We start from the raw sequence: 26,219 nt of genomic DNA, 5'->3' as shown, positions 1-26,219 counted from the left end.
TGTACGGCCTGATCGTGCTTCTTGATGGGTACGTCAGCGCAGGAACGTCAGCGCCGGGACGTCAGTCCAGGAACGTCAGCGCAGGAAGGCGGCGGCCACCCCCGCGTCGACCGGGATGTGCAGCCCGGTGGTGACCCGCAGGTCGCCCGCCGTGAGCGCGAACACGGCGGCGGCCACGTGCTCCGGCAGCACCTCCTGCTTGAGCAGCGTGCGCTGGGCGTAGAACTCACCCAGCTTCTCCTCCTCCACCCCGTACACCGCCGCCCGGTTCGCCCCCCAGCCGGAGGCGAAGATGCCGGAGCCGCGCACCACGCCGTCGGGGTTGATGCCGTTCACCCGGATGCCGTGACCGCCGAGCTCGGCGGCCAGCAGCCGCACCTGGTGCGCCTGGTCGGCCTTGGCCGCGCCGTAGGCGACGTTGTTGGGCCCGGCGAAGACGGCGTTCTTGGAGGAGATGTAGACGATGTCGCCGCCGATGCCCTGGTCGATCAGCACCCGGGCCGTCTCCCGGGAGACGAGGAACGAGCCGCGCGCCATCACGTCGTGCTGCAGGTCCCAGTCGTCGAGCGTGGTCTCCAGCAGGGAGCGCGACAGGGACAGGCCGGCGTTGTTCACGACCAGGTCGACGCCGCCGAAGGCGAGCACCGCCTGCCGTACCGCCTCCTGGACCTGCTCCTCGGAGGTGACGTCCACGCCGGCGGCGACGGCGACGTCCTGCGGCCGGTGGGCGGTGGCGCCGAGCTCGGCGGCGACCTTCTCGGCGGCGGCCAGGTCGCGGTCGGCGAGCACCACGCAGGCGCCCTCGGCGGCCAGCCGGCGGGCGGTGGCGGCACCGATGCCGGAGCCGCCGCCGGTGACCAGGGCGACCCGCCCGGCCAGCGGCTTGGGCTTGGGCAGGCGGCGCAGCTTGGCCTCCTCCAGGTCCCAGTACTCGATGCGGAACTTCTCCGCCTCCGGGATCGGCTGGTAAGTGGACAGCGCCTCGGCGCCGCGCATCACGTTGATGGCGTTGACGTAGAACTCGCCGGCGACGCGAGCGGTCTGCTTGTCCTTGCCGAAGCTGAACATGCCGACGCCCGGCACCAGCACGATGGCCGGGTCCGCGCCGCGCATCGGCGGCGAGTCGGGCGTGGCGTGCCGCTGGTAGTAGGCGGCGTAGTCCTCGCGGTAGCGGGCGTGCAGCTCGCGCAGCCGGGCCAGCGCCTCCTCCAGCGGCGCGTCCGGCGGCAGGTCGAGCACCAGCGGGGCGACCTTGGTGCGCAGGAAGTGGTCCGGGCAGGACGTGCCGAGCGCGGCCAGCCGGGGGTGCTCGGCGCGGGACAGGAAGTCGAGCACCTCGGGGGTGTCGGTGTAGTGGCCGACCTGGCGGGCGTCGGTGCTGGCCAGCCCGCGCACCACCGGGAGGAGCTCGGCGGCCCTGCGGCGCCTGGCCTCCTGCGGCAGCGGCTCGTGCAGCACCGGGCCGAACGGGTCGGGGCGGCCGTGCTCGGCGATGTAGCGCTCGGCGGTGCGGATGATGTCGAGCGAGTTGCGCTCGCACTCCTGGCTGCTCTCGCCCCAGGCGGTGACGCCGTGGCCGCCGAGCACGCAGCCGATGGCGTCCGGGTGGGCGGCCTTGATCGCGGCGATGTCCAGGCCGAGCTGGAAGCCGGGCCGCCGCCACGGCACCCAGACGACCCGCGCGCCGAAGATCCGCTCGGTCAGCGCGGGGCCGTCGGCGGCGGTGGCGATGGCGATGCCGGAGTCGGGGTGCAGGTGGTCCACGTGCGGGGCGTCGACCAGGGCGTGCATGGCGGTGTCGATCGACGGGGCGGCGCCGCCCTTGCCGTGCAGGCAGTAGTCGAACGCGGTCACCATCTCGTCCTCGCGGTCCACGCCCGGGTAGACGTCGACCAGCGCCTTGACGCGGTCCAGCCGCAGCACGGCCAGTCCGGCGGCGGTGAGGGTGCCGAGGTCGCCCCCGGACCCCTTCACCCACATCAGCTCGACGTCGTGGCCGGTCACCGGGTCGTTCGCGGTGGCCTTCGCGGAGGCGTTGCCGCCGGCGAAGTTGGTGTTGCGCGGGTCGGAGCCGAGGGCGTGCGCCCTGGCGAGCAGTTCTTCGACGGCGGTCATCAGGCTCCCCATCCTGCCTGGGCGCCGCCCACCCGATCGGCGGCGATTTTCTGGAAATATCCGGACTTGGCGTAGGCGGCCATCGGGTCTGGCGCCAGCCCCATCTCCTCGCGCAGCTCCGCGAGCAGCGGGCGCACGTCGGTGTTGTAGGCGTCCATGAACACGGCGTTCGCCCCGAGTACATCACCCTCGCGCTGCGCCCCGGCCAGCGCGTCCCGGTCGACGAGCAGCGCCTTGGCGGTGGCCTCCTGCACGTTCATCACCGAGCGGATCTGACCGGCGATCTTCGGCTCGATGTTGTGGCACTGGTCGAGCATGAAGGCGGTCTCCTCGGTGTACCCGCCGCCCCTGATCACCTCGTACATGATCCGGAAGAGCTGGAACGGGTCGGCCGCGCCCACCATGAGGTCGTCGTCGGCGTAGAAGCGGGAGTTGAAGTCGAAGCCGCCGAGCTTCCCCTCGCGCAGCAGGAACGCCACGATGAACTCGATGTTGGTGCCGGGCGCGTGATGCCCGGTGTCGACCACGACCTGCGCCTTGGGCCCGAGCTTCACGCAGTGCGCGTAGGCGGTGCCCCAGTCGGGCACGTCGGTGGCGTAGAAGGCGGGCTCGAACAGCTTGTACTCCAGCAGGAAGCGCTGCCCCTCCCCCAGCCGCTCGTACACCGCCGACAGCGCCTCCGCGAGCCGGTCCTGCCGGGCCCGGATGTCATCCTGCCCCGGATAGTTCGTCCCGTCGGAGAACCACAGCTTGAGGGTGTCGGACCCGGTCTGGTCCATGATGTCCACGCACTCGAGCAGGTGGCCCAGCGCCTTGGCCCGCACCCGGGCGTCGGGGTGGGTGACGCTGCCCAGCATGTAGTCGTCGTCCTGGAAGACGTTGGAGTTGATCGCCCCGATGCTCACCCCCACCTCGGCGGCGTGCCGGGCGAGATCGCCGTAGTCGTCGACCTTGTCCCACGGGATGTGCAGCGCCACCGTCGGCGCCACCCCGGTGTGCACCTGCACCTGCGCGGCGTCCGCCAGCTTCTCGTACGGGTCGCGCGGCACGCCTTGCTGGGCGAAGACCTTGAAGCGGGTGCCGGAGTTCCCGTACGCCCACGAAGGCGTCTCGATGCGCTGCCTGCGCAGCATGTCCTTGATCATGTAATCGTCCCCGTAATCAATCCAGATGAAAAACTTCGGCCAGCCGGACCAGACCCTCGTCCGGCCGGCCCGCCTCGAAGAACGCCGCCATCTCGCGCTGCCAGCGGGTGTTGACCTCGGTGTCGGCCATCGCCCGCTGCGCCGCCTCGAAGTCGTCGGCCTCCAGATAGCCGATGAGCAGCCCGTCCGCACGCAGGAAGAGCGAGTAATTGCGCCACCCGGCCGCCCGCAGCGCCTCGCGCATGTCGGGCCACACCTCGCGGTGCCGCTCCCGGTACTCGTCGATCAGCTCGGGCCGGACCTTCAGCTGAAAGCACACCCGCTCCACACGGTCTCCTTCCCGCGCACGCGCGCCCCCGTGGGGAGCGCGCGTGCGGACTGTCGCTACGTGATCAGAAGTCGAATTCGTCGATGTTCGACGCCTCGAAGGTGAACGGCGGGCCGAGGATGATCTCGCCCTTGGCGCCGATGGTGCGCTCGCCGAGCTTGCCGGCCTTGAGGGTCTCGCCCTCGGCGCCGGTGATCTGGCCGGAGGCCAGCGCGGCGGCGGCGAAGGAGGCCAGGTAGCCGAGGTCCTTCGGGTTCCACAGGGCGAACTTCTCGACGGTCTTGTCCTTGACGAACTGGCGCATCTGGTTCGGCGTGCCGAGGCCGGTCAGCACGACCTTGCCCTTGTACTTCGAGCCCGAGATGTAACGGGCCGCGGCCGAGATGCCGACCGTGGTGGGCGAGATGATGCCCTTGAGGTCCGGGTAGGCCTGCAGCAGGCCCTGCGTCTCGGTGAAGGACTTCTGGTCGTCGTCGTCACCGTAGGCGACCTTGACCAGCTTCATGTCCTTGTACTCAGGCTTCCCGAGCTCGTCCTTCATGAACTCGATCCAGGTGTTCTGGTTCGTGGCGTTGGCCGTGGCCGACAGGATGGCGATCTCGCCCTTGCTGCCGATCATGTCCGCGAGCAGCTTGACCTGGCTGCGGCCGACCTCTTCGGAGCTGGCCTGGTTGATGAAGATGTCCCGGCACTCGGGGGCGGCGTCGGAGTCGTACGAGACGATCTTGATGCCCTTGGCGCGGGCCTCCTGGAGCGGGCCGCAGACCGCGTTGGCGTCGTTGGCGGCGATCAGGATGGCGTCGTGGCCCTGCTGGGTGAGGGTGTTGATGTAGGAGATCTGCGACGAGGCCGACGCGTCGGACGGGCCGACCTCCTTGGCCTCGCCCTTGAACTCCGCGGCCGCCTCGATGCCGGCCTTGTCGACGATGGTCTCGTACGGGTTGTTGATCTGCTTGGGGAGGAATGCCAGCTTCAGGCCCTCTTTGATGGGGGCGTTGGGGTCGGCCTTGGCCGCGGCGCTGGAGGCGGGAGCCGCCGGTGACGCCGAGCTGACCGTGTCCTTGGTGGTGCCACCGCCACAGGCTGCCACGCCAAGGGCGAGCAACGCTGTCAGGGTGACCATGCGGATCGATCTCATGGGGATCCTTTCAGAGCCGACTCAGGGCCGACCTGGTCGGTGCTGGTACGTCTCCGGCTGAGCGCCGGTTTCAGAGCGGTGATGAGGCGGGGGGTGAGCACCGAGATGATGAGCAGGAGACCGGTGACGATCGACTGGATCTCGGTCGAGACGTCGTTGAGCATGAGCAGGTTGCGCAGCAACCCGATGAGGAGCACCCCGGCGATGACGCCGCCGAGCGTGCCCTTGCCGCCGTCGAAGTCGACCCCGCCGAGCAGCACCGCGGCGATGACCGCGAGCTCGATGCCCATGCCGTTGTCGGCGCGGGCGGAGCCGTACCTGAGGGTGAAGACGACGCCGGCGAAGGCGGCGACCGTGCCGGACAGCACGAACAGCAGCAGCTTGATCCGCTTGACCCGGATCCCGGCGAAGAACGCGGCCTGCTCCTGCGCGCCGATGGCGAACAGCGACCGGCCGAACCCGGTGGCGTGCAGGACGATCGCGACCACCACCGCGAGCAGCACGAACAGCGCGACGGGGTACGGGATGAACGTCCCCGGCACGTCGTCCACCGCCAGCGCGGTGAACTCCCGGGGGAACTGGGCCACGGCCTTGTCGCCCAGCACCACGTACGCCAGCCCCCGGTAGAGGGCCAGGGTGCCGATCGTGACGGCCAGCGAGGGGAGCCCGAGCTTGGTCACGAGCAGCCCGTTGACCAGCCCGCACAGCGCGCCGACGAGCACGACCAGCGGGATGATGGTCTCGATGGCCATGCCGCCGTCCCACAGCGCGCCGACCAGGGCGCTGGACAGGCCCAGCACGGAGGCGACCGACAGGTCCACCTCGGCCGCCACCACCAGCATGGTCATGGTCAGCGCGATGAGCGCGATCTCGCCCAGGTCGCCGAGCGCGAACGACAGGTTGCCGATGGTGGCGAAGCCCGGCGAGGTGAACGAGCCGCCGGCGAACACCGCGACCAGCAGCACGCCGACCATGACGTCCCAGCGCAGCACTTTAGCCATGGCGGCTTCTCCTTCTGAGCAGCCGGGCGACCCGCAGCGCGAGCACCCGGTCGACGCTGATCGCGAGCAGGAGCAGCGCCCCGGTGATGGCCTGCTGCCAGAACGGGTTGACCCGGAGCACGACCAGCGCGCTGCCGATGGTGGTGAGCAGGAGCGCGCCGAGCGCGGCGCCGTACACGCTGCCGACGCCGCCGGTGATCGCGACGCCGCCGACCACCACGGCGCTGATCACCAGCAGCTCCCAGCCGTTGGCGGAGTCGGCGATGACGGTGCCGAACCTGGCCAGCCAGAGCACGCCGGCCAGCCCGGCGAGGCAGCCGCTGACCAGGTAGGCGACCAAGATGCGGCGCCGGACGGGCACGCCCGCCAGGCCGGCCGCCTCGGGGCTGGAGCCGATCGCGTAGAACTCCCGGCCGCTCGGGTAGGAGCGCAGGTAGTAGCCGATCGCCAGCATCACGACGAGCGTGATGAGCGGCAGGTACGGGATGCCCAGCACGCTGCCGTTGCCCAGCGAGAGCAGCCCCGGCGGCAGGTCCACCGCGTTGATCTGGCGGCCGTGCGCGATGAAGTGGCCGACGCCCTGGATCACGTAGAGCGTGCCGAGCGTCACGACCAGGGCGGGCACCCGGCAGAAGCTCACCAGCAGCCCGTTCAGCAGGCCGCAGACGGCGCCGATGGCCACCCCCAGCACGATGCCCGGCACCATGCCCCAGCCGCTGGCCAGCATGTCGCCGGTGACGAACGCGACCAGCCCCACCACGGAGCCGACCGACAGGTCGAGGTTGCGGGTGATGACCACCAGCGACTGGCCGACGGCCAGCAGCGCCAGGATGGCGGTGTTGAGCAGGATGTCCTCGATGCCCTGCCCGGACAGGAAGTTGCCGTTGACGCCGGCGGTGATGGCGACGAGCGCCGCCAGGGCGATGACCAGGCTCAGCTCTCTCGCCCGGAACACCAGGTCGACCAGGTTGCGGGCGCTGCGGGCGCGCACGGCGGGCTCGGGCGGGGCGGCCGCGGTCGTCATGCGGCCCTCCCGGTCGCGGCGGACATGACGCTCTCCTCGGTCGCTTCGGCGCGCGAGATCTCGGCGGTCAGCCGGCCCTCGTGCATGACCAGCACCCGGTCGGCCATGCCGAGCACCTCCGGCAGATCGGAGGAGATCATCAGCACCGCGATGCCCTGACCGGCCAGCTCCGACAGCAGGCGGTGCACCTCGGCCTTGGTGCCGACGTCGATGCCCCGGGTGGGCTCGTCCACGATGAGCACGGACGGCTCGGTCGCCAGCCACTTGGCCAGCACGACCTTCTGCTGGTTGCCGCCCGACAGCACGCCGACGCCGTCGCTGAGCCGGCCGAACTTGAGCTGCAGCCGCAGCGCCCAGTCCCTGGCCCGGTCGCGTTCGGCCGCCCTGGAGATGGTGACGCCCCGGCGCAGCGAGCGCAGCCCGGTCAGGCCGATGTTGCGCTCGATCGACAGCTCCATGACCAGGCCCTGCTGGCGCCGGTCCTCGGGCACCAGGGCCAGACCGGCGCCCATCGCGGCGGTGGGGCTGCCCGCGGGCAGCGGCCGGCCGGCCACGGTGACCGAGCCGGCGTCCCACCGGTCGATGCCGAAGACGGCCCTGGCCACCTCGCTCCGCCCGGCGCCGACCAGCCCGGCCAGCGCGACGATCTCGCCGCGCCGTACCTGGAAGGACACGTCGGTGAAGTAGCCCTCCCGGGTCAGCCGCTCGACCTGGAGCGCGACCTCACCCGCGGTGGTGTCCTGCTTGGGGTAGAGGGCGTCGAGGTCGCGGCCCACCATGCGGCGGATCAGGTCGTCGTGGGTGAGACCCTCGACGGGCTCGCTGGCGATCCAGGCGCCGTCCCGCAGCGTCGTCACCCGCTGGCAGAGCGAGAAGATCTCGTCCAACCGGTGCGAGATGAACAGGATCGCGCAGCCCTGCTCGCGCAGCGCCTCCACCACCGAGAACAGCCGGGCGACCTCGTTGCCGGACAGCGCGGCCGTGGGCTCGTCCATGACCAGGACGCGGGCGTCCCGGGAGATGGCCTTGGCGATCTCGACGAGCTGCTGGTCGGCGATGGACAGGCCGCGCGCGGGCTGCTCGGGGTCGAGGGTGACGCCGAGCCGCTCGAACAGCCGCCTGGCCTGCGCGTGCATCGCCTTGCGGTCGATGCGGCCCAGGCTGGTGCGCGGCTGGCGGCCCATGAAGATGTTCTCGGCCACCGACAGATCGGGAAAAAGCGTGGGTTCCTGGTAGATGACCGCCACGCCGGCCTGCTGGGCGTCGGCGGGGCCGGCGAACGTGACGGGCTCGCCGCCCAGCAGCACCTGGCCGCTGTCCGGGCGGTGCACGCCGGCGAGGGTCTTGACGAGCGTGGACTTACCGGCGCCGTTCTCCCCCGCGAGTGCGTGGGCCTCGCCGGGGAACAGCTCGAGCGATACGTCGCGCAGCGCCCGCACGGCTCCGAACGACTTGCTGACGTTCGCGAGCGCGAGGGTGGGCGGACCACTCATACGTCCTCCGGGCAACAAACGTTTTAACAGAATGTTTCCCGGAATCTAGGTGTTCCGCCCTCGTGCGTCAATCCCCGCACGGACTCTCTGGCGCATCTGTGATTGTTACGTTTTAATCAGTGTCGTGCGATTCACAGCTGTTGATCTAGGGGCCTCCAACGGGCGGGTGATGAGTGCCGCCGTGACGGGCGGCCGGATCGAGCTCACCCAGGTGCACCGTTTCCCGAACCGGCCGGTGCGGGTGGCGGGGACGCTGCACTGGGACATCCTGGCCCTCTACCGCGGGGTGCTGGACGGGCTGCGCGCGGCGGGGCCGGCCGAGTCGGTCGGCATCGACTCCTGGGCGATCGACTACGGGCTGCTCGACGCGGCGGGCAGGTTGATCGGCAACCCGGTGCACTACCGCGACGCCCGGACGAACCGCTTCACCGCGCGGGTGGACCCCTACGAGGTGACCGGGCTGCAGTTCCTGCAGTTCAACACCGTCAACCAGTTGCTCACCGAGCGGCTGGACCAGGCGGAGACGATGCTGCTGATCCCCGATCTCCTGGGCTACTGGCTCACGGGGGCGATCGGGGCCGAGCGGACGAACGTCTCCACCACCGGCCTGTACGACGTGACGCGGCGGGAGTGGGCCTGGGACCTCTTCGACAAGCTCAACCTCCCCCACCGGCTTTTCCCCGAAATATCGTCGGAAAGCACCCCGCTGCGGGCGGACGTGGCGGAGGAGATCGGCTACACCACGGCCGTCACCAAGGTCGCCTCCCACGACACCGCCTCCGCCGTGGTCGCGGTGCCCGCCGAGACCGGCCGCTTCGCCTACATCTCCTGCGGCACCTGGTCGCTGGTGGGCGTCGAACTGCCCGCCCCGGTGCTCACCGAGGAGAGCCGCCTGGCCAACTTCACCAACGAGGCCGGCATCGACGGCACCACCCGCTACCTGCGCAACGTCATGGGCCTGTGGATCCTGCAGGAGTGCCTGCGCGCCTGGGGGGAGCCGGATCTGGAGCCGCTGCTGGCGGAGGCGGAGACCGCCGGGACGGACACGGTCATCGACCCCGACGACCCGTCCTTCCTGCCGCCCGGCGACATGCCCGCCCGCATCGCGGCCTACTGCGCCCGCACCGGGCAGCGCGCTCCGCAGGGCCGCGCGCAGGTCGTACGATGCATCCTGCAGAGCCTCGCCCTCGCCTACCAGCGGGCCGTCGCCGACGCCGTGCGACTCAGTGGCCGCCCGGTCGAGGTCGTGCATCTGGTGGGCGGCGGCTCCCTCAACACGCTGCTGTGCCGGCTCACGGCCGACGCCACCGGACTGCCGGTGGTCGCCGGTCCCGTGGAGGCGGCCGCGCTGGGCAACGCGCTGGTGCAGGCCAGGGCGCGCGGCCTGGTGGGCGACCTGGCCGAGATGCGGGATCTGGTACGGCGCAGCGCGGGCGTGCGCACCTACGAGCCACGGGGGCACGCATGAGCATGGTGAGCATCAAGGATGTGGCGGCCAGGGCCGGGGTCTCGCCCGGCACGGTGTCCAACGTGCTCAACCGGCCCGAGAAGGTCGCCGGCAGCACCCGCGACCGGGTGGAGACGGTCATCAGGGAGCTCGGCTTCGTCCGGCACGGCTCGGCCTCCACGCTGCGCGCCGGGCACAGCCGCACGGTCGGCCTGTCGGTGATGGACATCGGCAACCCGTTCTTCACCGACGTCGCCGCCGGGGTGGAGGACCTGGCCAGCGAGCGCGGCTACGCGGTCATCCTCGGCAACTCCTCCGGCAGCCGCGTCAAGGAGGAGCGCAACCTGCTGGTCTTCGCCGAGCAGCGAGTACGCGGGGTGCTGATCACGCCGTCGGACGAGGACCAGACCCGGCTCGACATGCTGCGCGGGCGGGGCATCGCAGTGGTGCTGGTCGACCATCCGGCCGAGCGGGCCGACCAGTGCGCGGTGGCGGTCAACGACGTGACCGGCGGCACGATGGCCGTCGACCACCTGCTGGCGGGTGGGTTCGACAGCATCGCCTACATCACCGGGCCCTCCTCGCTCCGGCAGTGCCAGGACCGGCGGCGGGGCGCCGAGCGGGCGCTGGCTGCCGCCGGGCGCGACCCGCAGGAGCTGCGGGAGGTGTCCATGCCGGCGATGACCGCCGCGGCCGGCCAGCAGGCCGCCGAGAAGCTGCTCGCCCAGGACCGCCTGCCGGACGCGCTGTTCTGCGCCAACGACCTGCTCGCCGTGGGCATGCTGCGCGGGCTGCTGCAGGGGGGCGTGCGGGTGCCCGACGACGTGTCGCTGATCGGCTACGACGACATCGACTTCGCCTCGGCCACGACGGTGTCGCTGAGCTCGATCAGGCAGCCGACGTACCAGCTCGGGCGGGTGGCCACCGAGCTGCTGCTCGACGAGTGCGACAACCCGGACACGCACGCGCACCAGCAGATCATGTTCCAGCCTGATCTCGTGGTGCGGGAGTCCACGAGGTAGCTTGGGGCACTACCGGATAAACGGGGTGGATCATGACAAACGGCGTGCGCCATGCTCTCGGACTCGTCGCCGGACTGCTCCTGCCACCGCTGATCGGCCTTGCCCTGATATACGGCACGACCGAGCTCACCGTCACCATGCAGCGCCTGTTCGGCTTCTCCTGGGTCGGGTTCGGCCTGCTGATGGTGTCGGCGATCGGGCTGGCCTTCCTGGCGGGATCGCGGCTGTCGCCGGTGGCCTCGCTCCTCGGCGGGCTGCTGTTCACCCTGCTGGGCAGCCTGCCGCTGTTGGAGCTGACACTGCGCATACGGATCCTGCCGCGGGGGTTCCTGCCGGGCATGCTCAACATCGGCTACCAGAACCTGTCCTATCAGGGAATCCTGCTGATCATCGGCGTCCTGCTCCTGGCGGCCTCCGCGTTCCCGTCCCGCTGGCGCGGGGCGCGGCTCGCCTTCGACCCCTCCACCGGCCCCTACGGGCCCTCCTACCCTCCCGCCCAGCACCGCTCCTCTCACGCCCAGCAGGCGCCCTCTTACCCTCCCGGCCCGTACGGTCCCTCCGGGTCTTCCGGTCCGCAGGGTTCCTCCCGGTCTTCCGGCCCGTACGGGCCTTCCGGGCCTTCCGGGCCGCAGGGTCCCCCCGGGTCGCAGGGTCCCTCCGGGTCGCCGGACCAGTACGGTTCTCGCCCTTCCGGGTCGCCCGACCGCCCTGGTGGCGCGGACCCGTACGCGCGGGATCCGTACTCCTCGGACGTGCCGCGGCCGGACGCCACGCGGCCGATGCACCGCGAGTGAGCGGTGCGCGGGCTGGCAGAATGCCGCCATGCGCGACACAACGATCGTCGACTTCCTGTCCACGCTGGCCGACCGGGTGCCCGCGCCGGGCGGCGGCGCCACCGCCGCGCTGCACGCGGCGCAGGCGGCCGCGCTGCTCGGCATGGTGGCCCGCTACACCACCGGCGAGAAGTACGCCGAGCACGCCGGGACCGTCACCCGAGTGATCACCGAGACCGACGAGGACCGGGCGCGGGCGCTGGAGCTGGCGGAGCGGGACGCGGCGGCGTTCACCGCGGTCACCGACGCCTACCGGCTGCCCAAGGGCGAGGAGCGCTCGCTGGCCATCGCGGCGGCTCTGGTGGGCGCCGCCGAGCCGCCCGCCGAGGTGGCCGAGATGGCCGCGCGCCTGGTCGGCCTCTGCGAGACCCTGCTGCCGATCGGCAACCCCAACCTCCGCACCGACATCGCGGCCGCCGCCGAGGCCGCCCGCGCCGCCATCGCCACGGCCAGGGTCAACGTCGAGGTGAACCTGGGCGGCATCCGCGACGACCGGACCCGCGACGGCCTGCGCGCCCGGCTCGCGAACGCCGACGAGACCATGGCCCGCGCCGACCGGGTGACCGCCCAGGTGCGCGAGGGCCTGAAAGCATAGGAAGAGACGGGACGCTGACCGGGTCCGGGCGAGTGCCGCCCGAGCGCGGAGAGCAGAGCACGGCTGGAGCCGAGCCGGTGGCGCGTGAGCGGGCGAGGGGCTGCAAGTATGGACGGGCGGGCTGGTAGTGGGCGAGAGGACGGGTGTGTGAGGAAGCTGACGGGCAAGGAGCTGGCCGCGGCCATCAAGACGCAGACCGCCGCGGAGGTGGCCGCCGGGCCGCAGCCACGGCTGGCCGTCGTGGTGGCCACCGACGACGAGGCGAGCCTGTGGTACGTCCGGTCCATCGCCAAGGCGGCGGCCGGCCTGGGCATCGCCGCCGACCTCGTCGACCTGGGGCCCGGCGCGCGCGCCGAGCAGATCCGGGAGACGCTGGCCCGGCTCGGCGCCGACGCCGGCGTACACGGCGTGATGCTGCAGACCCCGCTGCCCGCCGGGATCTCGGCGCAGGAGATGGCCGCCGCCATCGACCCGCGTAAGGACATCGACGGCGCCAACCCGCTCTCGCTCGGCCGTCTCGCGGCGGGCCTGCCCGCGTTCGTGCCGGCCACGGCGGCGGCGGTGATGGCCCTGCTCGACCACTACGGCGTGGAGTTGGCGGGCAGGCGGGCCGTGGTGGTGGGCCGCTCGACGGTGGTCGGCAAGCCGCTGGCCCACCTGCTGCTCGACCGGCACGCCACGGTCACAGTCAGCCACTCGCGCACCCGTGACCTGGCCGCCGTCACCTCCGCCGCCGAGGTGCTGGTGGTGGCCGTCGGCCGGACCGGGCTGATCGGCGCCGAGCACGTGGCGCCCGGCGCGGTCGTCATCGACGTGGGCACCAACCCGACCGGCGACGGCGGCCTGGCCGGTGACGTGGACTTCGACGCGGTCGCGGGCGTGGCGGGTGCACTCACTCCGGTGCCCGGCGGCGTCGGCCCGGTGACCACCGCCCTGCTCCTGCGCCACACCGCCCGCGCCGCCAACCTCCCCTGACCCGCCCTGCTTCGACCTGACCTGATGACTCTTCGGCGGAGGCCAACGATGCGTGACGTTCTGATTGTGCAGAACAGCCGGAGCGGCGGACCCGGCCGGTTCGGGGGCTGGCTGGAGGAGGCCGGGCTGCGGCTGGACGTGGTGCACGCCTATGACGGCGCTCCCGTGCCGGAGCGGCTGGAGCACGATGCCATGATCATGCTGGGCGGTGGTTACCTGCCCAGTGAGGACGACCGGGCCCCGTGGCTGGCGCCCACCAGGAGGCTGGTGGGGCAGGCGCTGGAGGGCGGGGTGCCGCTGTTCGGGATCTGCCTGGGCGGGCAGATGATCGCGGAGGTGGCCGGCGGCGAGGTGACCGGGGACGCGGGCGCGCCGGAGAACGGTAGCCTCCCGGTCACGATCAGGCCGGAGGCGGGCTCCGACCTGCTGTTCCGCGACCTGCCCGAGGTGGTGCCCGCCATCGAGCACCACGTCGACGCCATCACCGCGCTGCCGCCGGGAGCCGTCTGGCTGGCCGAGACCGAGCGCTGCCCGTACCAGGCGTTCCGGGTGGGTGAGCAGGCGTGGGGGGTGCAGTTCCACCCTGAGGTGGTGCCGGAGCGGATCCGCGAGTGGCGGGCGGACGGGTTCGATCCCGACGAGGTGTACGCGACGGCGGCCGCTGACGAGCCGGTCTCGACACCGATCTGGCGCGAGGTGGCCCTGCGCTTCGCCAAACTCGTCTGAGGACCACCGCTCAGACCTCCGTCCTCGTCGCCAAGCCTTCGGGCACGCACGCGCCGTACCCGAGTTTTCAGGCCGTGCGCGCCCGTACCCGAGTTCTCAGGCCGTGTACGCGTCGTACCCCAGTTTGATCGCGACCGCCAGGCCGCAGGCCGCGGCGAGGTAGCGCAGGCTCTGGCCGGGCAGCCGTCTGGCGATCTTCGGGCCGAACCAGCCGCCCAGCAGGAAGCCGGCGGCCAGGGGCATGGCGGCCCCCCAGTCGACCGGGCCGAACACCGCGAACCCGATCGCCGCCACCGCGTTCGCCATCCCGGACAGCACGTTCTTCAGCGCGTTGATCTTGGCGGGGCCACCGCCCAGCATGGAGGAGAGCACGGCCAGCATCAGGATGCCGCCCGCCGCCCCGAAGTAGCCGACGTAGACGGCCACCGCGAACAGCGCGAGCCGCATCAGCAGCCCGCGGTCGCCGTGCGGTTCACCTCGCGGCGGGCGCACCAGCAGCAGCGAGGCCCCGCCGATCAGCCAGGGGGCGATCTGCTCGAACGTCTCCGACGGCGTCACCAGGAGCAGACCGGCGCCGGTCGCGCCGCCCAGGGCGGTCAGCCAGCCCAGCCGGAACACGCGGGGCGCCTGCCCCTTGAGCTCCGGCCGGGAACCGAAGGCGGCGCCGAGGCCAGTGAAGAGCAGCGCGACGGTGTTGGTGACGTTCGCGGTGAGCGGCGGCAGTCCGAACGCCAGCAGCGCCGGGTAGGACACGATGGAGGCGAGGCTCACCACGGTGCTGACCACCCCGGCGGCCACCCCGACGCCGAGCAGGCCGAACACCTCACCAACGATCACGGAGACATGCTAGGCGTTGTCCGTTTTGTCCAGCCCACCGGGTGTCTCAGGCGTTCCGGAGCTCCGCGACGGCACGCAGCCCGAGCGCCCGCGCCCGCATCTCCACCTTGTGGATCTTGCCGGTCACCGTGATCGGGAACGAGTCCACCACGTGCACGAAGGCCACATGCCGGCGACCGGAGGCGTCGCGCACTGTCCGGTACGACTTCACACCCTCCGGGACGGCACGGGACCAGCGGAACCGTGCTGTTGTCCAGGGTCCGCGGCCTACCGCAGGGCGTCGGTGATGCTCTGGGCGGTGGCGCGCCAGATGGGTGTGTCCGGGGTGATGACGGCGAAATGATCCCCCACCATTTCCAGATATTTCACGTTGTCGCCAGCGTCGTGGGCTGCCTTCGCATATCTCCGCCCGAAGTCGAGCAGGTCCAGATCGTCCCCCGAGCCCTGCACGATCAGCTGGCGCACCCCCAGCGGCAGCCTGAGCATCGGACTGGCCGCGTCGTACACACTTCTGGCCGCCTCATGCCCGTCTCCCGCCCACCACCCCCGGCCGGGGAGCGTCGCGGCACGGGGCGCGCCACCCGCGATGTCCGGCATGTGCGCCGCCGCCGTCCCGAGCGCAGCGGCCACCGCTCCCGCGCTGAGCCAGCGCCGGTCACCCTCGACCAGATCCAGCACCCCCGCCAGCGACACGGCCAGCACCACGCGGGCCCCGTCCGCCGCCGCCCGCAACGCGAGCTGTCCACCGGCCGAGTGCCCCACCACCGCGACCCGGCCCAGGTCCAACGGCGCTCCCGCCGAAGCCAGCGCGTCCAGACCGGCGGCCACATCGGCCGTGGCCGCCTCCCAGCCGTGCAGGTCAGGCCGCCGGTACTCAAGGTTCCACACAGCGAAGCCACGTTCCACGAGATCGGCACAGAGGGCGTCCATCAGGTCGGCCGCCCAGACGGACCGCCAGTAGCCCCCGTGCACCAACACCACGACCGGCACCCGCACCGCACCCACCGGCAGCGGCGCCACCGCCGCACCGGCTCCCTCCCCAGGAACCTCGCGAGGCTCCGCCGGGAGGTACAGATCCGCTCGCTGCTCGTGGTGCGGGCCGTAGGAGATGCGCTGGTACGGGTGGCGCAGCCGGTGTACGGCATGCCGGATGGCCCAGGCCAGGCCGCCGAGCCCGCGACCGTGCACGTGGGCGGCCCCCTCCCCCACCACGATGCCGTCGGCCCGCCAGATGTCGAGCCAGACGACCAGGCCGAGCGACTCCCCCATCAGCCGCCGGATGTCCTCCTCGGGCCCCGGAATGATCACCGTGGCGCGGGCCCGAGCACCGCGCCGCTCCAGCCCGCCGCCCTCCGCTGCGGGCGCACTTACGTGCAGCCCCTCGCCCGCCGTACCGGTGCGCGCGGGTTCGCTCTCCTGATCGGACGTACCGGGCAGCGCCGGCCCGCTCCCGTGGCCCGGCGGGCCGGCGAGCGCTGCCACCGGATCCGGCTCGGGGCTCGTGCCACGTCGCGCGCGCGTACGGGCTCGGACGTCCGCCGCGTCACGTACATGCGTGATCACACCCCGCACACCCAGAGCGGCGAATTCGCGCTCGGCGATCTCGCCGAGCAGTGCCTCGTCTGCGGCCAGCCCAGGGCCGACCAGCACCAGGACATCACTCATGGGTCCTGACACTACCCAGCATTTCCCTTTATGGCCCTTGTAATAGGACCTATAAGCGGCCAGCAGTAACAAGAAAGTAACGCGCCCAGCCTCAGAACGCCGCGCCCGCGCCACCCCGCGAGGCCCCGGACCGGGTCGGCTGACGCACGCGGGAAAGACAAGACTGCAATCTCCCGGCAGCGGGCCCTAGATTCCTCGGCACACCACCACTGGGGAGGAAAATGCCGGAACTCTGGAAGATGTCAGCCTCGGAGCTAGCAAGACTGATCCGGGAGCGCGAGGTGTCGAGCCGCGAGGTGGTCGAGGCGCATCTCCGGCGGATCGCCCAGGTCAATCCAGAGGTGAACGCGATCACGGTCGTTCTGGAGGAGACGGCGCTCCAGGCGGCGGACGCGGCCGACGAAGCCGTGCGCTCTGGCGTGACGGCCGGTCCGCTTCTCGGCGTTCCCGTGACGGTCAAGGAGAACATCGACGTCGCGGGCTCGGCGACGACGCTGGGGATCGTGGCGCTACGCGACGCCGTCGCCGCGACGGACGCACCGCACGTCGCCGAATTGCGCGCGGCCGGCGCCATCCCGATCGGGCGGACGAACATGCCGGAGTTCGGCATGCGCTGGCACACCGACAACGACCTGCGCGGCCCTACCCGCAACCCCTGGTCGGCCGGCCACACGCCCGGCGGCTCCAGCGGGGGTGACGCCGTGGCCGTGGCCACCGGTATGGCGCCGCTGGGGCTGGGCAACGACGGGGCCGGTTCGCTGCGCTGGCCGGCCCAGTGCTGCGGCGTCACCGCGTTGAAGCCGTCGCTGGGCCGGGTCTCCCAGACAAGTGGGGATCAGCCGACGCCGTTCGCGTTCCAATTGCTGGGCGTGCATGGACCCATCGCGCGCCGGGTGAGCGATCTGCGCCTGGCCTTCGCGCACATGTGCGGACGCTCCGGCGGCGACCCCTGGTACGCGCCGGTGCCGCTCGAAGGCCCTCCGGCCGAACCGCCCGTCCGGGTACGTCTCGCCACTGACCCGGACGGGCCGGACCTGGACCCCGGCGTCGCGGCCGCCCTGCGCCGAGCGGCGGAACTGCTCGGTGAGGCGGGCTATGTCGTCGAGGAGGGCGCACCTCCGGCGCTGACCAGGGCCGGAGAGATCTACACGCAGATCATGTCCGCCTACGGCCGGGCGCACGAGAAGCAGCCTCCGGTCGAGTCTCTGGCTTCTGACGGATTCGTACGCTTCTGGGCTGATTACCAGCCGCATTGGGCCCATGCCGGCGGCCGGCCGGCCTTTGACCCGATGCTGGAACGCGCCCAGATCGCGCGGGCCTGGACCGCGTGGATGAGTGAGACCCCGCTCGTGCTCGCGCCGATCAGCACCGGCCCGGCGTTCACCGTCGGCGCCGACTTCGACGCCGCATGGCTTGCCGGGTGGCCGGCGGCCATGCGCATGGCCGTGACCGTCAACCTGCTGGGCCTGCCGGCGGTGGCCGTACCGACCGGCGAGGCGGCCGGCCTGCCCCAGGGTGTGCAGATCATCGGCCCGCGCTTCCGGGAGGACCTGTGCCTGGACGCCGCCGAGGCGATCGAGGCGCGGAGCCGATCGCTGACCCCGATCGACCCGCGTTAGCTCCTGGCAACAGGTCGTCCCATAGGTTAGGCCGGTGCATGTGAACCAGCTTCACCCCTGGCCGACCAGTGTTTCGGAGGCCGAGTCCGTCCAGGAGCGACTCCGCCTTCACGTCGAGTTGACCGGCCCCACCGACTTCACCACGGTGGCGGGCCTGGACGTGCACTACCACGGCGACGACGCGCTCTCCGCCGCCGTGGTGGTGCTCGACTCCGGGACCCTGGCCGTGGTGGATCAGGTGGTGGTGCACGGCAAGGCGGCGTTCCCGTACGTGCCGGGCCTGTTCGCCTTCCGCGAGCTGCCCGCCCTGGTGGAGGCGCTCGAACGCCTCACGGTCACGCCCGACCTGCTGGTCTGCGACGGCTACGGCCTCGCGCATCCCCGCAGGTTCGGCCTGGCCTGCCACCTGGGCGTCCTGACCGGCCTGCCGTCACTCGGCGTCGCCAAGACCCCCTTCGTCGGCACGCACACCACCCCCGACCGCGAACGCGGATCATGGACCCCGATCATCCTTGACGACACCACGGTCGGCCGCACAGTACGCACCCAAAAGGCCATCAAGCCCGTGTACGTCTCCCAAGGCCACCGCATCACCCTGGACACGGCCACGGCCCAGGTCCTCCGCCTGGCCCCCCGCTTCCGCCTCCCCGACCCCATCCGCGCCGCCGACCACCTCGCCCGCCAGAGCACTTGACTGGAGTGCGCCGGCCTTGACGGCCTTGCGCGGAAGAAAGCTGCGGAGGCACTCTTCGGAGCATCGGGAATTGCAGGATCTCTATCGCCAGACCAAGGGCTTGATGACGGAGCTGTTATGAGCGACAACCTCTTTCGCGCCGCACTCGACGAACTCGGCGCTGTGCTCGCGAAGATGGACGAAAGAACGATCGACGCAGCCTGCCGGATGATCGCCGAAGCAAGAACGATCGGTGTCCATGGCTGCGGTCGGGAGGCGTTGCAGATCAAGGGCTTTGCGATGCGCCTCTTCCATCTCGGCCTGCCCGTCGCGGTGGTCGGCGACATGACCATGCCGGCCCTGGGGCGCGGCGACGTTTTCCTTGTCACCTCCGGTCCCGGCGAATCCTCCACGGTGCTGGCGCTGATGCGAACGGCGAAGGCTGCGGGCGCGGCCAACCTTCTGTTGACGGCTGAACCTGAGAGCAGCGCGGCAGAACTCGCCGACTTCGCCCTCATGATCCCGGCGCAGACCATGGCCAGCGATCAGGGCGGAAGGCAGACCTCGGTCCTGCCCATGGGTTCGATCTACGAAGGCGCGCTGTTCGTGCTGTTCGAGGTGATGGTGCTGAAGCTCAGGACGCTGACCGGCGCCACGCGCGAGGCGATGCGTGCCAGGCACACCAATATGGAGTGAGCGAGCCGCCCATAGGGCCATGGCCGGCTGGGGAGCGCAGCGGAGACCATTCCAGTCAGCTCCTAAGGTCGCCGCAATGGGCCAGGCTCTTGTCAAGCTTCTAACCGTGTTATCCACTGACCCACATGGCGGAAGTACTGCGTTTCCATACCATGAGGGCACCTCAGCGCACCACCTCCCCAGGCGATGTGATGAGACTTGTCTCTGACGATGGCGGCTCATCGTTCTTCCAGGAGCTGAAAGGGCGCGATCACCAGGACGAGCATTCCGCCAGGGCCGCAGAGTTCCGCGCCATTCCGTGGACCGCGGCCGACGATCAGGCCAGCGGTTACGTCGATCCGTTCGGCCCGTCGGAGGATCCGTTCATACGGATCATCCTCGATCTGGACCGCTGGCTGACCAGCCTGCGCAACCAACCAGAGCCGGACCAACTGATCACATACCTCGGCAAGGTCACGAAGGAGCTGGACCTGCCCGGCGACCGGAAGACGGTGGCCCAGCACCTGGTCGGCAAGCCCGGCTGGAGCAGGGCTCGTGCGGCGCTCGGCGACAGCCTCGTCGCGGCTCTGCTCGACCCGGCCAGCGAGGCGCAGGACTACGTCCGTCTCACCCGGCTCCTGCTGGTCGCCGGATTGGTCGAGAGGTGCGCGCTGAAGGAGCCCAGGGACGCTGCTGCCGTGCAGCTGCTGCTGACCCGGCGGACAATCCTGCTGCCGCCGGGCCTGTTCCCCTTCACCAAGGTTCGGCCGGGCCGGGCGCTGGCGCGGCGGCCCGGCTTCGCCGACCTGTGGGTGGTGCGCGACGAGTGGAGCTGCTACGTTCCCGGCGAGATCACTCATGTGGAGAACGCGCTGCGCGGGGAGTTCCGGGAACGCGTCTACCGGCGGACCGACGAGACAGAGGTCACAGTCACCGACGAGACCGAGACAACTACGCTCAACGAGCACGAACTCCAGAACACCGACCGGTTCGAGCTCCAGTCGGAGACCTCCCGCGAGACCGAGCTTGCGGTCTCCGTCGAGGGACAGGTGACCACATCCGGGCAGTATGGGCCGACCAAGGTCGACACCCATCTCGGAGGAAGCCTTGACTACTCGCTGAACGAATCGAGCCGACAGGCGCTGGCGATCTCCAAGGAGGTCGTGGAACGCTCCCTGCAGCGCGTCGAGCAGCGGGTTCGGCGCCAGCAGGTGACCCGGACGCTGGCCAGGGTCGAAGAGACGAACACCCATCGCCTCGACAACGCCGAGAACAAGACCGACTCCGTCACCGGCGTGTATCGCTGGGTCGACAAGATCCAGCGGTATCAGCTGTTCCGCTACCCCCACCGTTACCTGCTGGAGTTCCAAATCCCCGAGCCGGCCGCCTACCTGCACTGGCTGAACTCCGAGCAGGCCCCGAAGGAGCACGGGCTCGCGCCCGTACCGTTCACCGTCGACGGCACCGAGAATGGCGCGCCGCTCAGCGCCGCGATGATCACCCCTGACAACTATCGCGCGCTCGGCGCCCGCTATCGCGTGTCCGGGCTGACTGAACCACCCGATGAGCAGGCCGTCGCAGTGGCGTTGGAGTTGGTGGCCCCGGACAAGGCCCCAGGCGATTCGACGGGTGAGAAGAGCAAGGCACCGCCCAAGATCGTCAAGAGCGAGGACGTGGTGATCCCTGAGGGCTACCAGGCCATCGCGATGCGGGCCGCTTCAGGCGCGACCCGCGCCCTGGGCACGTTCTCCGACTATCCGGGAAAAGACGGCAACTCCGCGCTCGGGGAGGCCTCCGGGTATCACTTCGTGTGGGGACAGGTGTCGTTCGCCGGCACCGATATCCCGTTGTGGGATGGCTGGGTCACGGGTGACAAGACCACGATCTATAACAAGGGGGACTTCCAGGACCAGGGGCTGGTGATGATGACCAGTGATCTGGTCGCCCTCAAAACACCCTGCACCAGCAAGGCGAAACTCGCAGTGATCATGGCGGGTACCTTCAAATCGATCGTTTCGGTGAACGTGGTGTGCAGGCCGCTTCCCGCAACGGTCGATCGGTGGCGCAACAACATCTTCGACAAGCTCGCCGCAGCCTACGAGGCACTCGACCGAGACTTTCAGCGCATGGCCTCGGCTGAGATGGGCGCCCGCTCACTGTGGTCGGAACAGATCCCGCCGCTGCGGGCGGCCGAACTGGTTCGGGAGGAACTCAAGCGGCAGGTCATCGAACTGCTGCTGGCCGGGCGGTTCGATGGGGTCGATGCGCTGATCGAGGGCACGGACGACCAACGGCCCCGGCCCGAATTCGCGACAGCCATCGCGGAGGCCCCCTTCATCCAGTTCCTGGAGCAGGCCTTCGAGTGGAGCAACCTGACTTACGTCTGTTACCCCTACTTCTGGGCCGGTCGGCAACGGTGGGCGAAACTGCAGCCGCTGACCGGCACCGACCCCGAGTTCATCCGCTTCCTCCGCAGCGGGTCGGCCCGCGTCGTCGTCCCGGCCCGGCCGGGTTTCGAGGACGCGGTGAACGTCTTCCTCTACTGCGGCAGGCTCTGGGGCGGCGGAAGCGCGCCCGCGCCCGACGAGGAGCTCTACATCTCGGTCGCCAAGGAGATCCAGGAACTGACCGGCGCACCCGACCAGGCGGAGGCGGGCGAGTCGTGGGAGAAGCGGTTGCCTACCACGCTGGTCTGGCTCGACCCTGATCCGGCCCTGCCCAAGGAGAACGACAACCGGCGGCTGGCCGAACCCGCCGACCCGATCTGCGCGCACGAGGATATGTGAACAGCCCGCGCCCGACAGGCCGCGTCCCGGCCCTGCGCCCAGCCCCGGACCGGGAACTCCTCCCCGAGGAGATCTCCTACCTGGTGTTCGAGGGCGGCGGCGGCAAGGGCTTCGCCTACCTTGGCGCGCTGGCCGAGCTGTACGACCGGGATGTCATGCCGGTCGGATTCGGCGGCTCCTCAGCGGGCGCCATCACCGCACTGCTCCTGACCCTCGGCTACACCGTCGAGGAAATAGAGATGTTCATGCGGGCGCCCAACAAGATCCGCGGCGTGCGGGCCGCGTCGTTCACGGATTTCTTCGACTCACCCGTCTACCGGCTCGTGCCCAAGGTGGGCGCCCACTACACGAAGGTCAAAGACGAACCCGACGAGACGAAGCTGATCGCGCAGCTGAAGCAGGTCCCCCTCGGAACGCGGATCGGCATGCCCTTGGGAGCGGTGCTGGCCTACGGCATGTGCGGTCCCGTTGGGGCGGCTCTGTATGTGGGCGGCCTGGCTTGGGCACGAAGCAATCTCAACGACCTGCTGAAAGAGATGGAGTCGCACAAGGACGAACCGCCGGTCCCGCTGCTCCTCAGTTCCTGGCCCGAATACATCGGTTACCTCGGCCGGGACATGGGCCTCTTCCACGGTCAAGCCGCGCGGGACACGTTCGACCAGCTCATCGGTAACAAGTTCAGGAACCGTTCCGGCATCGCCCGCTCGTTCGTGACGTTCGGCGAGCTTCGCACGCAACTGGGCAAGGACCTTCTGGTCACCGGCGCCAACCTGTCGACCGGGCTCACCCAGATCTTCTCCGCGAAGCACACCTCAGAATTCCCTGTAGCCGACGCCATCCGAATCTCGATGAGCCTGCCCTACATCTACAAGCCGTACGTCCTCACTGAGCCGGAACGCCCCGGAGCGTGGCCCGCCCCCGGTGTCTACGTGGATGGAGGGGTCTGGAACAACCTGCCCTTCCGTGAGTTCGACGAGGAGCCCCGCCCCCAGCCCTCGGACCCTGGACAGATGCCCATGCCTCAAACTCTCGCTCTGCGTCTGGACACGCCCACCACCTTGGAGATCAACAACCTGGGCGGCTTTCTTGGTGCCATGGGCCAGTATGCGCTCTACGGCACCGGCGAGTCCCAGGTGACGAGCGCTTACCGCAACCGCACCATCGCTCTCGACACCGAGGGCCTCTCCCTCCTTGACTTCACACCGGACCCAGCCCTGGTCAAGGACATCAACGCCCGCTCACGTAAGACCGTCTCCGCCTACTTCGACCGCGCCAAGTCCCACGCAGGCTGATCAGACTTGGCGTGGTCGCTCTATCGAATGCGCTGGCCGACAGTGCGTACCCGTGCACTCGAACCGTCGTCGTCCTCAGCCTGCCTACGGGTGGGCGGTCAGGGCGATGTACTTTTCCTCCAGGAACTCGAGGATGCCCTCCGAGCCGCCCTCCCGGCCGAGCCCGCTCTGCTTCACCCCGCCGAACGGCGCCGCCGGGTCGCTCACCACGCCCCGGTTGACCGCGACCATGCCCGCCTCCAGCCGCCGGGCGACGGCCATGGCCTCGCGTTCCTCGCCGAACACGTACGCCATCAGGCCGTAGATGGTGTCGTTCGCCATCCGTACCGCCTCGTCGACGTCGTCGTAGGCCACGACGGTCACGACCGGGCCGAAGATCTCGGTCGAGGTGATGCTCGACCCGTGCCGTACATCTGTCAGCAGGGTGACGTCGTAGAAGGCGCCCTTGTCGGAGGAGGTGCCGCCGTGGACGAGGGTCGCGCCCTCGGCGACGGCGGTGTCCACGAGTGCGGCGACCTTGTCGCGTTCGGTGGTCGAGACGAGCGCGCCGACCTGCTGGGAGCGGTCGAGGCCGGGGCCGACGGACAGGGCGGCCAGTTCGGCGGTCATCCGCTCGACGAACTCGTCGTGCCGCGAGCTGTGCACGTAGATGCGGTTGGCGGCGGTGCAGGCCGCGCCGCCGTTGCGCATCTTCGCCAGCAGCGTCCCCTCGACGGTGACGTCCATGTCGGCGCCGGGGAGCACGATGAGCGGCGCGTTGCCGCCGAGCTCCATCGAGGCGCTGACCACGCTGTCGGCGCAGGCGTGCAGCAGGTCGCGGCCGACCTCGGTGGAGCCGGTGAAGGAGAGCTTCCGGACCTCCGGCCTGTTGATCATTTTGGCCACGAGGGGGCCCGTCGGCACCGGCGTCACCAGGTTCACGACGCCGCTGGGGACGCCGACGCGCCGCAGTACCTCGACGATGTACGCCGCCGTCAGCGGGGTCTCCCTGGCCGGTTTGAGAATGGTCGTGCAGCCGGCGGCCAGCGCGGGAGCGAGCTTCCTGGTGGCCATGGCGGCGGGGAAGTTCCACGGGGTGATCAGCAGGGAGACGCCGATCGGCTGCCGGTCGACGACGATGCGCTTGTCCCCGGCCGGTGAGAGACGGTAGTCGCCGGGGATGCGCACGGCCTCCTCGGCGAACCAGCGGAAGAACTCCTTGGCGTAGTTCGCCTCCCCGATCGCGTCGGACCAGGACTTCCCGTTCTCGCGCACGATGATCTCGGCGAACTGCTCGACCTCGGCGGTGAGCACGTCGTAGGCGGAGCGGAGCAACTCGCTCCGCTCCCTCGGCGCGGTGGCCGCCCAGCTCTGCTGCGCGTTCGCGGCCGCGTCGACGGCGGCCATGCAGTCGTCCTCGGTGGCGGCGGCGAACCGGGCGATCACGGTCAGGTCGGCGGGGTCGATCACGTCGAAGCGCTCGCCGCCGCCGGGGCGCCACTCGCCGTCGATGAAGAGGTCCGCGAGGTAGGTCATGAGTCGCTCCGTCCGGTGAGATGTCCGGTGTAGGCGTGTTCGAGGATGTCGAGCAGGAGGGCGGGTGGCGCCGGGATCGGCGCGATCGCGACCAGTCGCGTGGAGCGCGAGGCCAGCTCGGCCAGGCGCGGGAGTTGCGGCCGGGTGATCCCGATCTCCTGAAGGGACGCCGGCACGCCGATCACGCGGTTGAGCGCCGCGATCGAGGAGATGGCGTCCCGGGCCCTGCCGTCCGCGGTGGCCGCCGTGGATCCGAGGGCGCCGCCGACCGCGGCGATCCGCTCGACGACCCCGGCGTCGCCGAGACAGGCCTGCAGCACGTACGGGAGCAGCAGGCCGGTGCCGAGCCCGTGCGGCGTCTTGGTGGCCGCGCCGATCGGGTACTGCAGGGCATGCGAGAGGTGCGTGCCGGTGGCGCCGAACGCGACGCCGGCGAGCAGGCTGCCGTAGGCGACCTCCTCTCTCGCCCGGCGATCGCCGGGATCGCCGACCGCCGCCGCCAGCGAGGCGCCGAGATGCTCCGCCGCGCGCAGCGCCATGCTCTCGGTGAACGCGTTCCGGCCGGTGAAGACGGGAAGGGCGGTGTCCCAGGACGGTTCGAGCTGAGCCGCGGTGTACGACTCGACCGCGTGCACGAGGGCGTCGATGCCCGCGTACGCGCTCACGCTCCGGGGAGCGCCGAGGGTGAACTCGGGATCGACGATCGCGGCCGTGGGGATCAGGTACGGGCTGGAGATCCCCACCTTCATCTCGTGCTCCGGGTCGGACACCACGGCGACCGGGGTCACCTCCGACCCGGTTCCGGCGGTGGTGGGGACGGCGACCAGGGGCAGCGAAGGGCCCGGGACCTGGTTCTCCCCGTAGTAGCGGCTCAGCGGCCCGCCGTGGGTGGCGAGCAGGCCGACCAGCTTCGCGGCGTCCAGCGCGCTGCCGCCGCCGATGGCGAGGATGACGTCGGGCGCGTACTCCCGCGCGAACGCCGCCGCGGCGTCCAGCGACGCGGTGGGGAGTTCCGGGCTGATGTCACTGTGCACGGCGACGTCGAAGCCGTCGGTCTCGAGCTTCGTGATCGTCTCCCGGAAGATCGGAGTCTCGATCAGGAACGGATCGACGATCGCCAGCACACGGCGGCCGCTGGGACGCAGCACCTCGCTCAGTTGCGCGCGTGCCCCGTAGCCGAAGTGGATGCGCGCCGGGAGCCGGAGTGTCCCGGCCGTGACGTACTTCATGGTTCTCCTGCCCTGGTGATGGCGATGTCCCGACGACTGCGGCGTACGTCGTCTACTTCTTCCTGAAGGTCTTCTCCCTGAAGGTC

Annotated in this window: 23 protein-coding genes; 11 read left to right on the top strand and 12 right to left on the bottom strand. The window is 70.5% G+C overall.

Annotated elements, in window-relative coordinates; all coding sequences use genetic code 11:
- Positions 1 to 75: 75 nt before the first annotated feature.
- From IEY87_RS37400 to IEY87_RS37370, 7 genes are all read right to left on the bottom strand, one after another.
- Positions 76 to 2,115 carry a bifunctional aldolase/short-chain dehydrogenase gene (locus tag IEY87_RS37400; protein WP_189143564.1) on the bottom strand — a complete coding sequence of 680 codons (2,040 nt, stop codon included), beginning with the start codon at positions 2,113 to 2,115 and terminating at the stop codon, positions 76 to 78.
- Positions 2,115 to 3,260 (bottom strand): L-rhamnose isomerase, encoded by a 1,146-nt coding sequence (rhaI, locus tag IEY87_RS37395; RefSeq protein ID WP_189143563.1) that lies wholly within the window; start codon positions 3,258 to 3,260, stop codon positions 2,115 to 2,117. Before rhaI ends, IEY87_RS37400 begins: the two co-directional genes overlap by 1 nt.
- A 16-nt stretch (positions 3,261 to 3,276) precedes the next feature.
- On the bottom strand, positions 3,277 to 3,588 hold the full coding sequence (locus tag IEY87_RS37390) for an L-rhamnose mutarotase (protein WP_189143562.1): 312 nt from the start codon (positions 3,586 to 3,588) through the stop codon (positions 3,277 to 3,279).
- 64 nt (positions 3,589 to 3,652) lie between these two features.
- A complete protein-coding gene (gene rhaS / locus IEY87_RS37385; RefSeq protein WP_189143561.1) occupies positions 3,653 to 4,726 on the bottom strand; it encodes a rhamnose ABC transporter substrate-binding protein in 1,074 nt (357 codons plus the stop codon).
- Complete coding sequence (locus tag IEY87_RS37380; protein WP_189143560.1) at positions 4,723 to 5,727, bottom strand: ABC transporter permease; 1,005 nt, start codon at positions 5,725 to 5,727, stop codon at positions 4,723 to 4,725. Before IEY87_RS37380 ends, rhaS begins: the two co-directional genes overlap by 4 nt.
- Positions 5,720 to 6,751, bottom strand: a complete 1,032-nt coding sequence (locus IEY87_RS37375) for an ABC transporter permease (RefSeq protein ID WP_189143559.1) — start codon at positions 6,749 to 6,751, stop codon at positions 5,720 to 5,722. Before IEY87_RS37375 ends, IEY87_RS37380 begins: the two co-directional genes overlap by 8 nt.
- Positions 6,748 to 8,244 (bottom strand): sugar ABC transporter ATP-binding protein, encoded by a 1,497-nt coding sequence (locus IEY87_RS37370; protein ID WP_189143558.1) that lies wholly within the window; start codon positions 8,242 to 8,244, stop codon positions 6,748 to 6,750. Before IEY87_RS37370 ends, IEY87_RS37375 begins: the two co-directional genes overlap by 4 nt.
- A 169-nt stretch (positions 8,245 to 8,413) precedes the next feature.
- Between IEY87_RS37370 and IEY87_RS37365 the strand changes: the two genes are divergently transcribed.
- The 6 genes from IEY87_RS37365 to IEY87_RS37340 all read left to right on the top strand — a co-directional run bounded on the left by IEY87_RS37365 (position 8,414) and on the right by IEY87_RS37340 (position 13,842).
- Positions 8,414 to 9,712, top strand: coding sequence for a rhamnulokinase (locus IEY87_RS37365; RefSeq protein WP_189143557.1), 1,299 nt, complete (start codon positions 8,414 to 8,416; stop codon positions 9,710 to 9,712).
- The gene (locus IEY87_RS37360) at positions 9,709 to 10,713 is read left to right on the top strand and encodes a LacI family DNA-binding transcriptional regulator (RefSeq protein ID WP_189143556.1); all 1,005 of its coding nucleotides are present in this window, start codon (positions 9,709 to 9,711) and stop codon (positions 10,711 to 10,713) included. Before IEY87_RS37365 ends, IEY87_RS37360 begins: the two co-directional genes overlap by 4 nt.
- Positions 10,714 to 10,745: 32 nt before the next feature.
- Entirely contained in the window at positions 10,746 to 11,507 is a 762-nt protein-coding gene (locus tag IEY87_RS37355) for a hypothetical protein (protein ID WP_189143555.1), read from the top strand.
- 28 nt (positions 11,508 to 11,535) lie between these two features.
- Complete coding sequence (locus tag IEY87_RS37350) at positions 11,536 to 12,141, top strand: cyclodeaminase/cyclohydrolase family protein (RefSeq protein ID WP_189143554.1); 606 nt, start codon at positions 11,536 to 11,538, stop codon at positions 12,139 to 12,141.
- A 147-nt stretch (positions 12,142 to 12,288) separates the two neighbouring features.
- Entirely contained in the window at positions 12,289 to 13,116 is an 828-nt protein-coding gene (locus IEY87_RS37345) for a bifunctional 5,10-methylenetetrahydrofolate dehydrogenase/5,10-methenyltetrahydrofolate cyclohydrolase (protein ID WP_225277573.1), read from the top strand.
- Positions 13,117 to 13,164: 48 nt separating this feature from the next.
- Positions 13,165 to 13,842: a type 1 glutamine amidotransferase gene (locus IEY87_RS37340; RefSeq protein WP_189143552.1), complete on the top strand. Its 678-nt coding sequence runs from the start codon at positions 13,165 to 13,167 to the stop codon at positions 13,840 to 13,842.
- A 96-nt stretch (positions 13,843 to 13,938) separates the two neighbouring features.
- Here IEY87_RS37340 and IEY87_RS37335 read toward each other — a convergent pair whose 3' ends face one another.
- From IEY87_RS37335 to IEY87_RS37325, 3 genes are read right to left on the bottom strand one after another with little or no spacing between them, the layout of a single operon-like run.
- On the bottom strand, positions 13,939 to 14,679 hold the full coding sequence (locus IEY87_RS37335; RefSeq protein ID WP_225277574.1) for a sulfite exporter TauE/SafE family protein: 741 nt from the start codon (positions 14,677 to 14,679) through the stop codon (positions 13,939 to 13,941).
- Between the two features lie 46 nt (positions 14,680 to 14,725).
- Entirely contained in the window at positions 14,726 to 14,890 is a 165-nt protein-coding gene (locus IEY87_RS37330; RefSeq protein WP_189143551.1) for a hypothetical protein, read from the bottom strand.
- Between the two features lie 56 nt (positions 14,891 to 14,946).
- A complete protein-coding gene (locus tag IEY87_RS37325; protein WP_225277575.1) occupies positions 14,947 to 16,344 on the bottom strand; it encodes an alpha/beta hydrolase in 1,398 nt (465 codons plus the stop codon).
- A 221-nt stretch (positions 16,345 to 16,565) separates the two neighbouring features.
- Between IEY87_RS37325 and IEY87_RS37320 the strand changes: the two genes are divergently transcribed.
- From IEY87_RS37320 to IEY87_RS37300, 5 genes are all read left to right on the top strand, one after another.
- A complete protein-coding gene (locus tag IEY87_RS37320; RefSeq protein WP_189143550.1) occupies positions 16,566 to 17,963 on the top strand; it encodes an amidase in 1,398 nt (465 codons plus the stop codon).
- A gap of 34 nt (positions 17,964 to 17,997) precedes the next feature.
- Positions 17,998 to 18,657, top strand: a complete 660-nt coding sequence (locus tag IEY87_RS37315) for an endonuclease V (protein ID WP_189143549.1) — start codon at positions 17,998 to 18,000, stop codon at positions 18,655 to 18,657.
- A 117-nt stretch (positions 18,658 to 18,774) separates the two neighbouring features.
- Positions 18,775 to 19,332 carry an SIS domain-containing protein gene (locus tag IEY87_RS37310; protein WP_189143548.1) on the top strand — a complete coding sequence of 186 codons (558 nt, stop codon included), beginning with the start codon at positions 18,775 to 18,777 and terminating at the stop codon, positions 19,330 to 19,332.
- Between the two features lie 191 nt (positions 19,333 to 19,523).
- Complete coding sequence (locus tag IEY87_RS37305) at positions 19,524 to 22,097, top strand: hypothetical protein (protein WP_189143547.1); 2,574 nt, start codon at positions 19,524 to 19,526, stop codon at positions 22,095 to 22,097.
- Positions 22,094 to 23,389: a patatin-like phospholipase family protein gene (locus IEY87_RS37300; protein ID WP_189143546.1), complete on the top strand. Its 1,296-nt coding sequence runs from the start codon at positions 22,094 to 22,096 to the stop codon at positions 23,387 to 23,389. The genes IEY87_RS37305 and IEY87_RS37300 overlap by 4 nt, the downstream gene beginning before the upstream one ends.
- An 84-nt stretch (positions 23,390 to 23,473) precedes the next feature.
- Here the strand turns inward: IEY87_RS37300 and IEY87_RS37295 are convergent, their stop codons facing one another.
- Positions 23,474 to 24,904 (bottom strand): NAD-dependent succinate-semialdehyde dehydrogenase, encoded by a 1,431-nt coding sequence (locus tag IEY87_RS37295; protein ID WP_189143545.1) that lies wholly within the window; start codon positions 24,902 to 24,904, stop codon positions 23,474 to 23,476.
- A complete protein-coding gene (locus IEY87_RS37290; protein WP_189143544.1) occupies positions 24,901 to 26,133 on the bottom strand; it encodes an iron-containing alcohol dehydrogenase in 1,233 nt (410 codons plus the stop codon). The genes IEY87_RS37295 and IEY87_RS37290 overlap by 4 nt, the downstream gene beginning before the upstream one ends.
- Positions 26,134 to 26,219 lie beyond the last annotated feature (86 nt).

This window comes from Nonomuraea glycinis, from assembly GCF_014646515.1.
GTDB lineage: Bacteria > Actinomycetota > Actinomycetes > Streptosporangiales > Streptosporangiaceae > Nonomuraea > Nonomuraea glycinis.
Note: the sequence above shows the minus strand (reverse complement) of the source record. Positions and strands in the feature narration are given on the sequence as shown.

What these genes read in the sequence shown, in the direction of transcription:
- IEY87_RS37400 (WP_189143564.1), bottom strand. Translation starts at nt 2,115, where the DNA reads ATGACCGCCGTCGAAGAACTGCTCGCCAGGGCGCACGCCCTCGGCTCC.
- rhaI (WP_189143563.1), bottom strand. Translation starts at nt 3,260, where the DNA reads ATGATCAAGGACATGCTGCGCAGGCAGCGCATCGAGACGCCTTCGTGG.
- rhaS (WP_189143561.1), bottom strand. Translation starts at nt 4,726, where the DNA reads ATGAGATCGATCCGCATGGTCACCCTGACAGCGTTGCTCGCCCTTGGC.
- IEY87_RS37380 (WP_189143560.1), bottom strand. Translation starts at nt 5,727, where the DNA reads ATGGCTAAAGTGCTGCGCTGGGACGTCATGGTCGGCGTGCTGCTGGTC.
- IEY87_RS37375 (WP_189143559.1), bottom strand. Translation starts at nt 6,751, where the DNA reads ATGACGACCGCGGCCGCCCCGCCCGAGCCCGCCGTGCGCGCCCGCAGC.
- IEY87_RS37370 (WP_189143558.1), bottom strand. Translation starts at nt 8,244, where the DNA reads ATGAGTGGTCCGCCCACCCTCGCGCTCGCGAACGTCAGCAAGTCGTTC.
- IEY87_RS37365 (WP_189143557.1), top strand. Translation starts at nt 8,414, where the DNA reads ATGAGTGCCGCCGTGACGGGCGGCCGGATCGAGCTCACCCAGGTGCAC.
- IEY87_RS37360 (WP_189143556.1), top strand. Translation starts at nt 9,709, where the DNA reads ATGAGCATGGTGAGCATCAAGGATGTGGCGGCCAGGGCCGGGGTCTCG.
- IEY87_RS37355 (WP_189143555.1), top strand. Translation starts at nt 10,746, where the DNA reads ATGACAAACGGCGTGCGCCATGCTCTCGGACTCGTCGCCGGACTGCTC.
- IEY87_RS37350 (WP_189143554.1), top strand. Translation starts at nt 11,536, where the DNA reads ATGCGCGACACAACGATCGTCGACTTCCTGTCCACGCTGGCCGACCGG.
- IEY87_RS37340 (WP_189143552.1), top strand. Translation starts at nt 13,165, where the DNA reads ATGCGTGACGTTCTGATTGTGCAGAACAGCCGGAGCGGCGGACCCGGC.
- IEY87_RS37325 (WP_225277575.1), bottom strand. Translation starts at nt 16,344, where the DNA reads ATGAGTGATGTCCTGGTGCTGGTCGGCCCTGGGCTGGCCGCAGACGAG.
- IEY87_RS37320 (WP_189143550.1), top strand. Translation starts at nt 16,566, where the DNA reads ATGCCGGAACTCTGGAAGATGTCAGCCTCGGAGCTAGCAAGACTGATC.
- IEY87_RS37310 (WP_189143548.1), top strand. Translation starts at nt 18,775, where the DNA reads ATGAGCGACAACCTCTTTCGCGCCGCACTCGACGAACTCGGCGCTGTG.
- IEY87_RS37305 (WP_189143547.1), top strand. Translation starts at nt 19,524, where the DNA reads ATGAGACTTGTCTCTGACGATGGCGGCTCATCGTTCTTCCAGGAGCTG.
- IEY87_RS37295 (WP_189143545.1), bottom strand. Translation starts at nt 24,904, where the DNA reads ATGACCTACCTCGCGGACCTCTTCATCGACGGCGAGTGGCGCCCCGGC.
- IEY87_RS37290 (WP_189143544.1), bottom strand. Translation starts at nt 26,133, where the DNA reads ATGAAGTACGTCACGGCCGGGACACTCCGGCTCCCGGCGCGCATCCAC.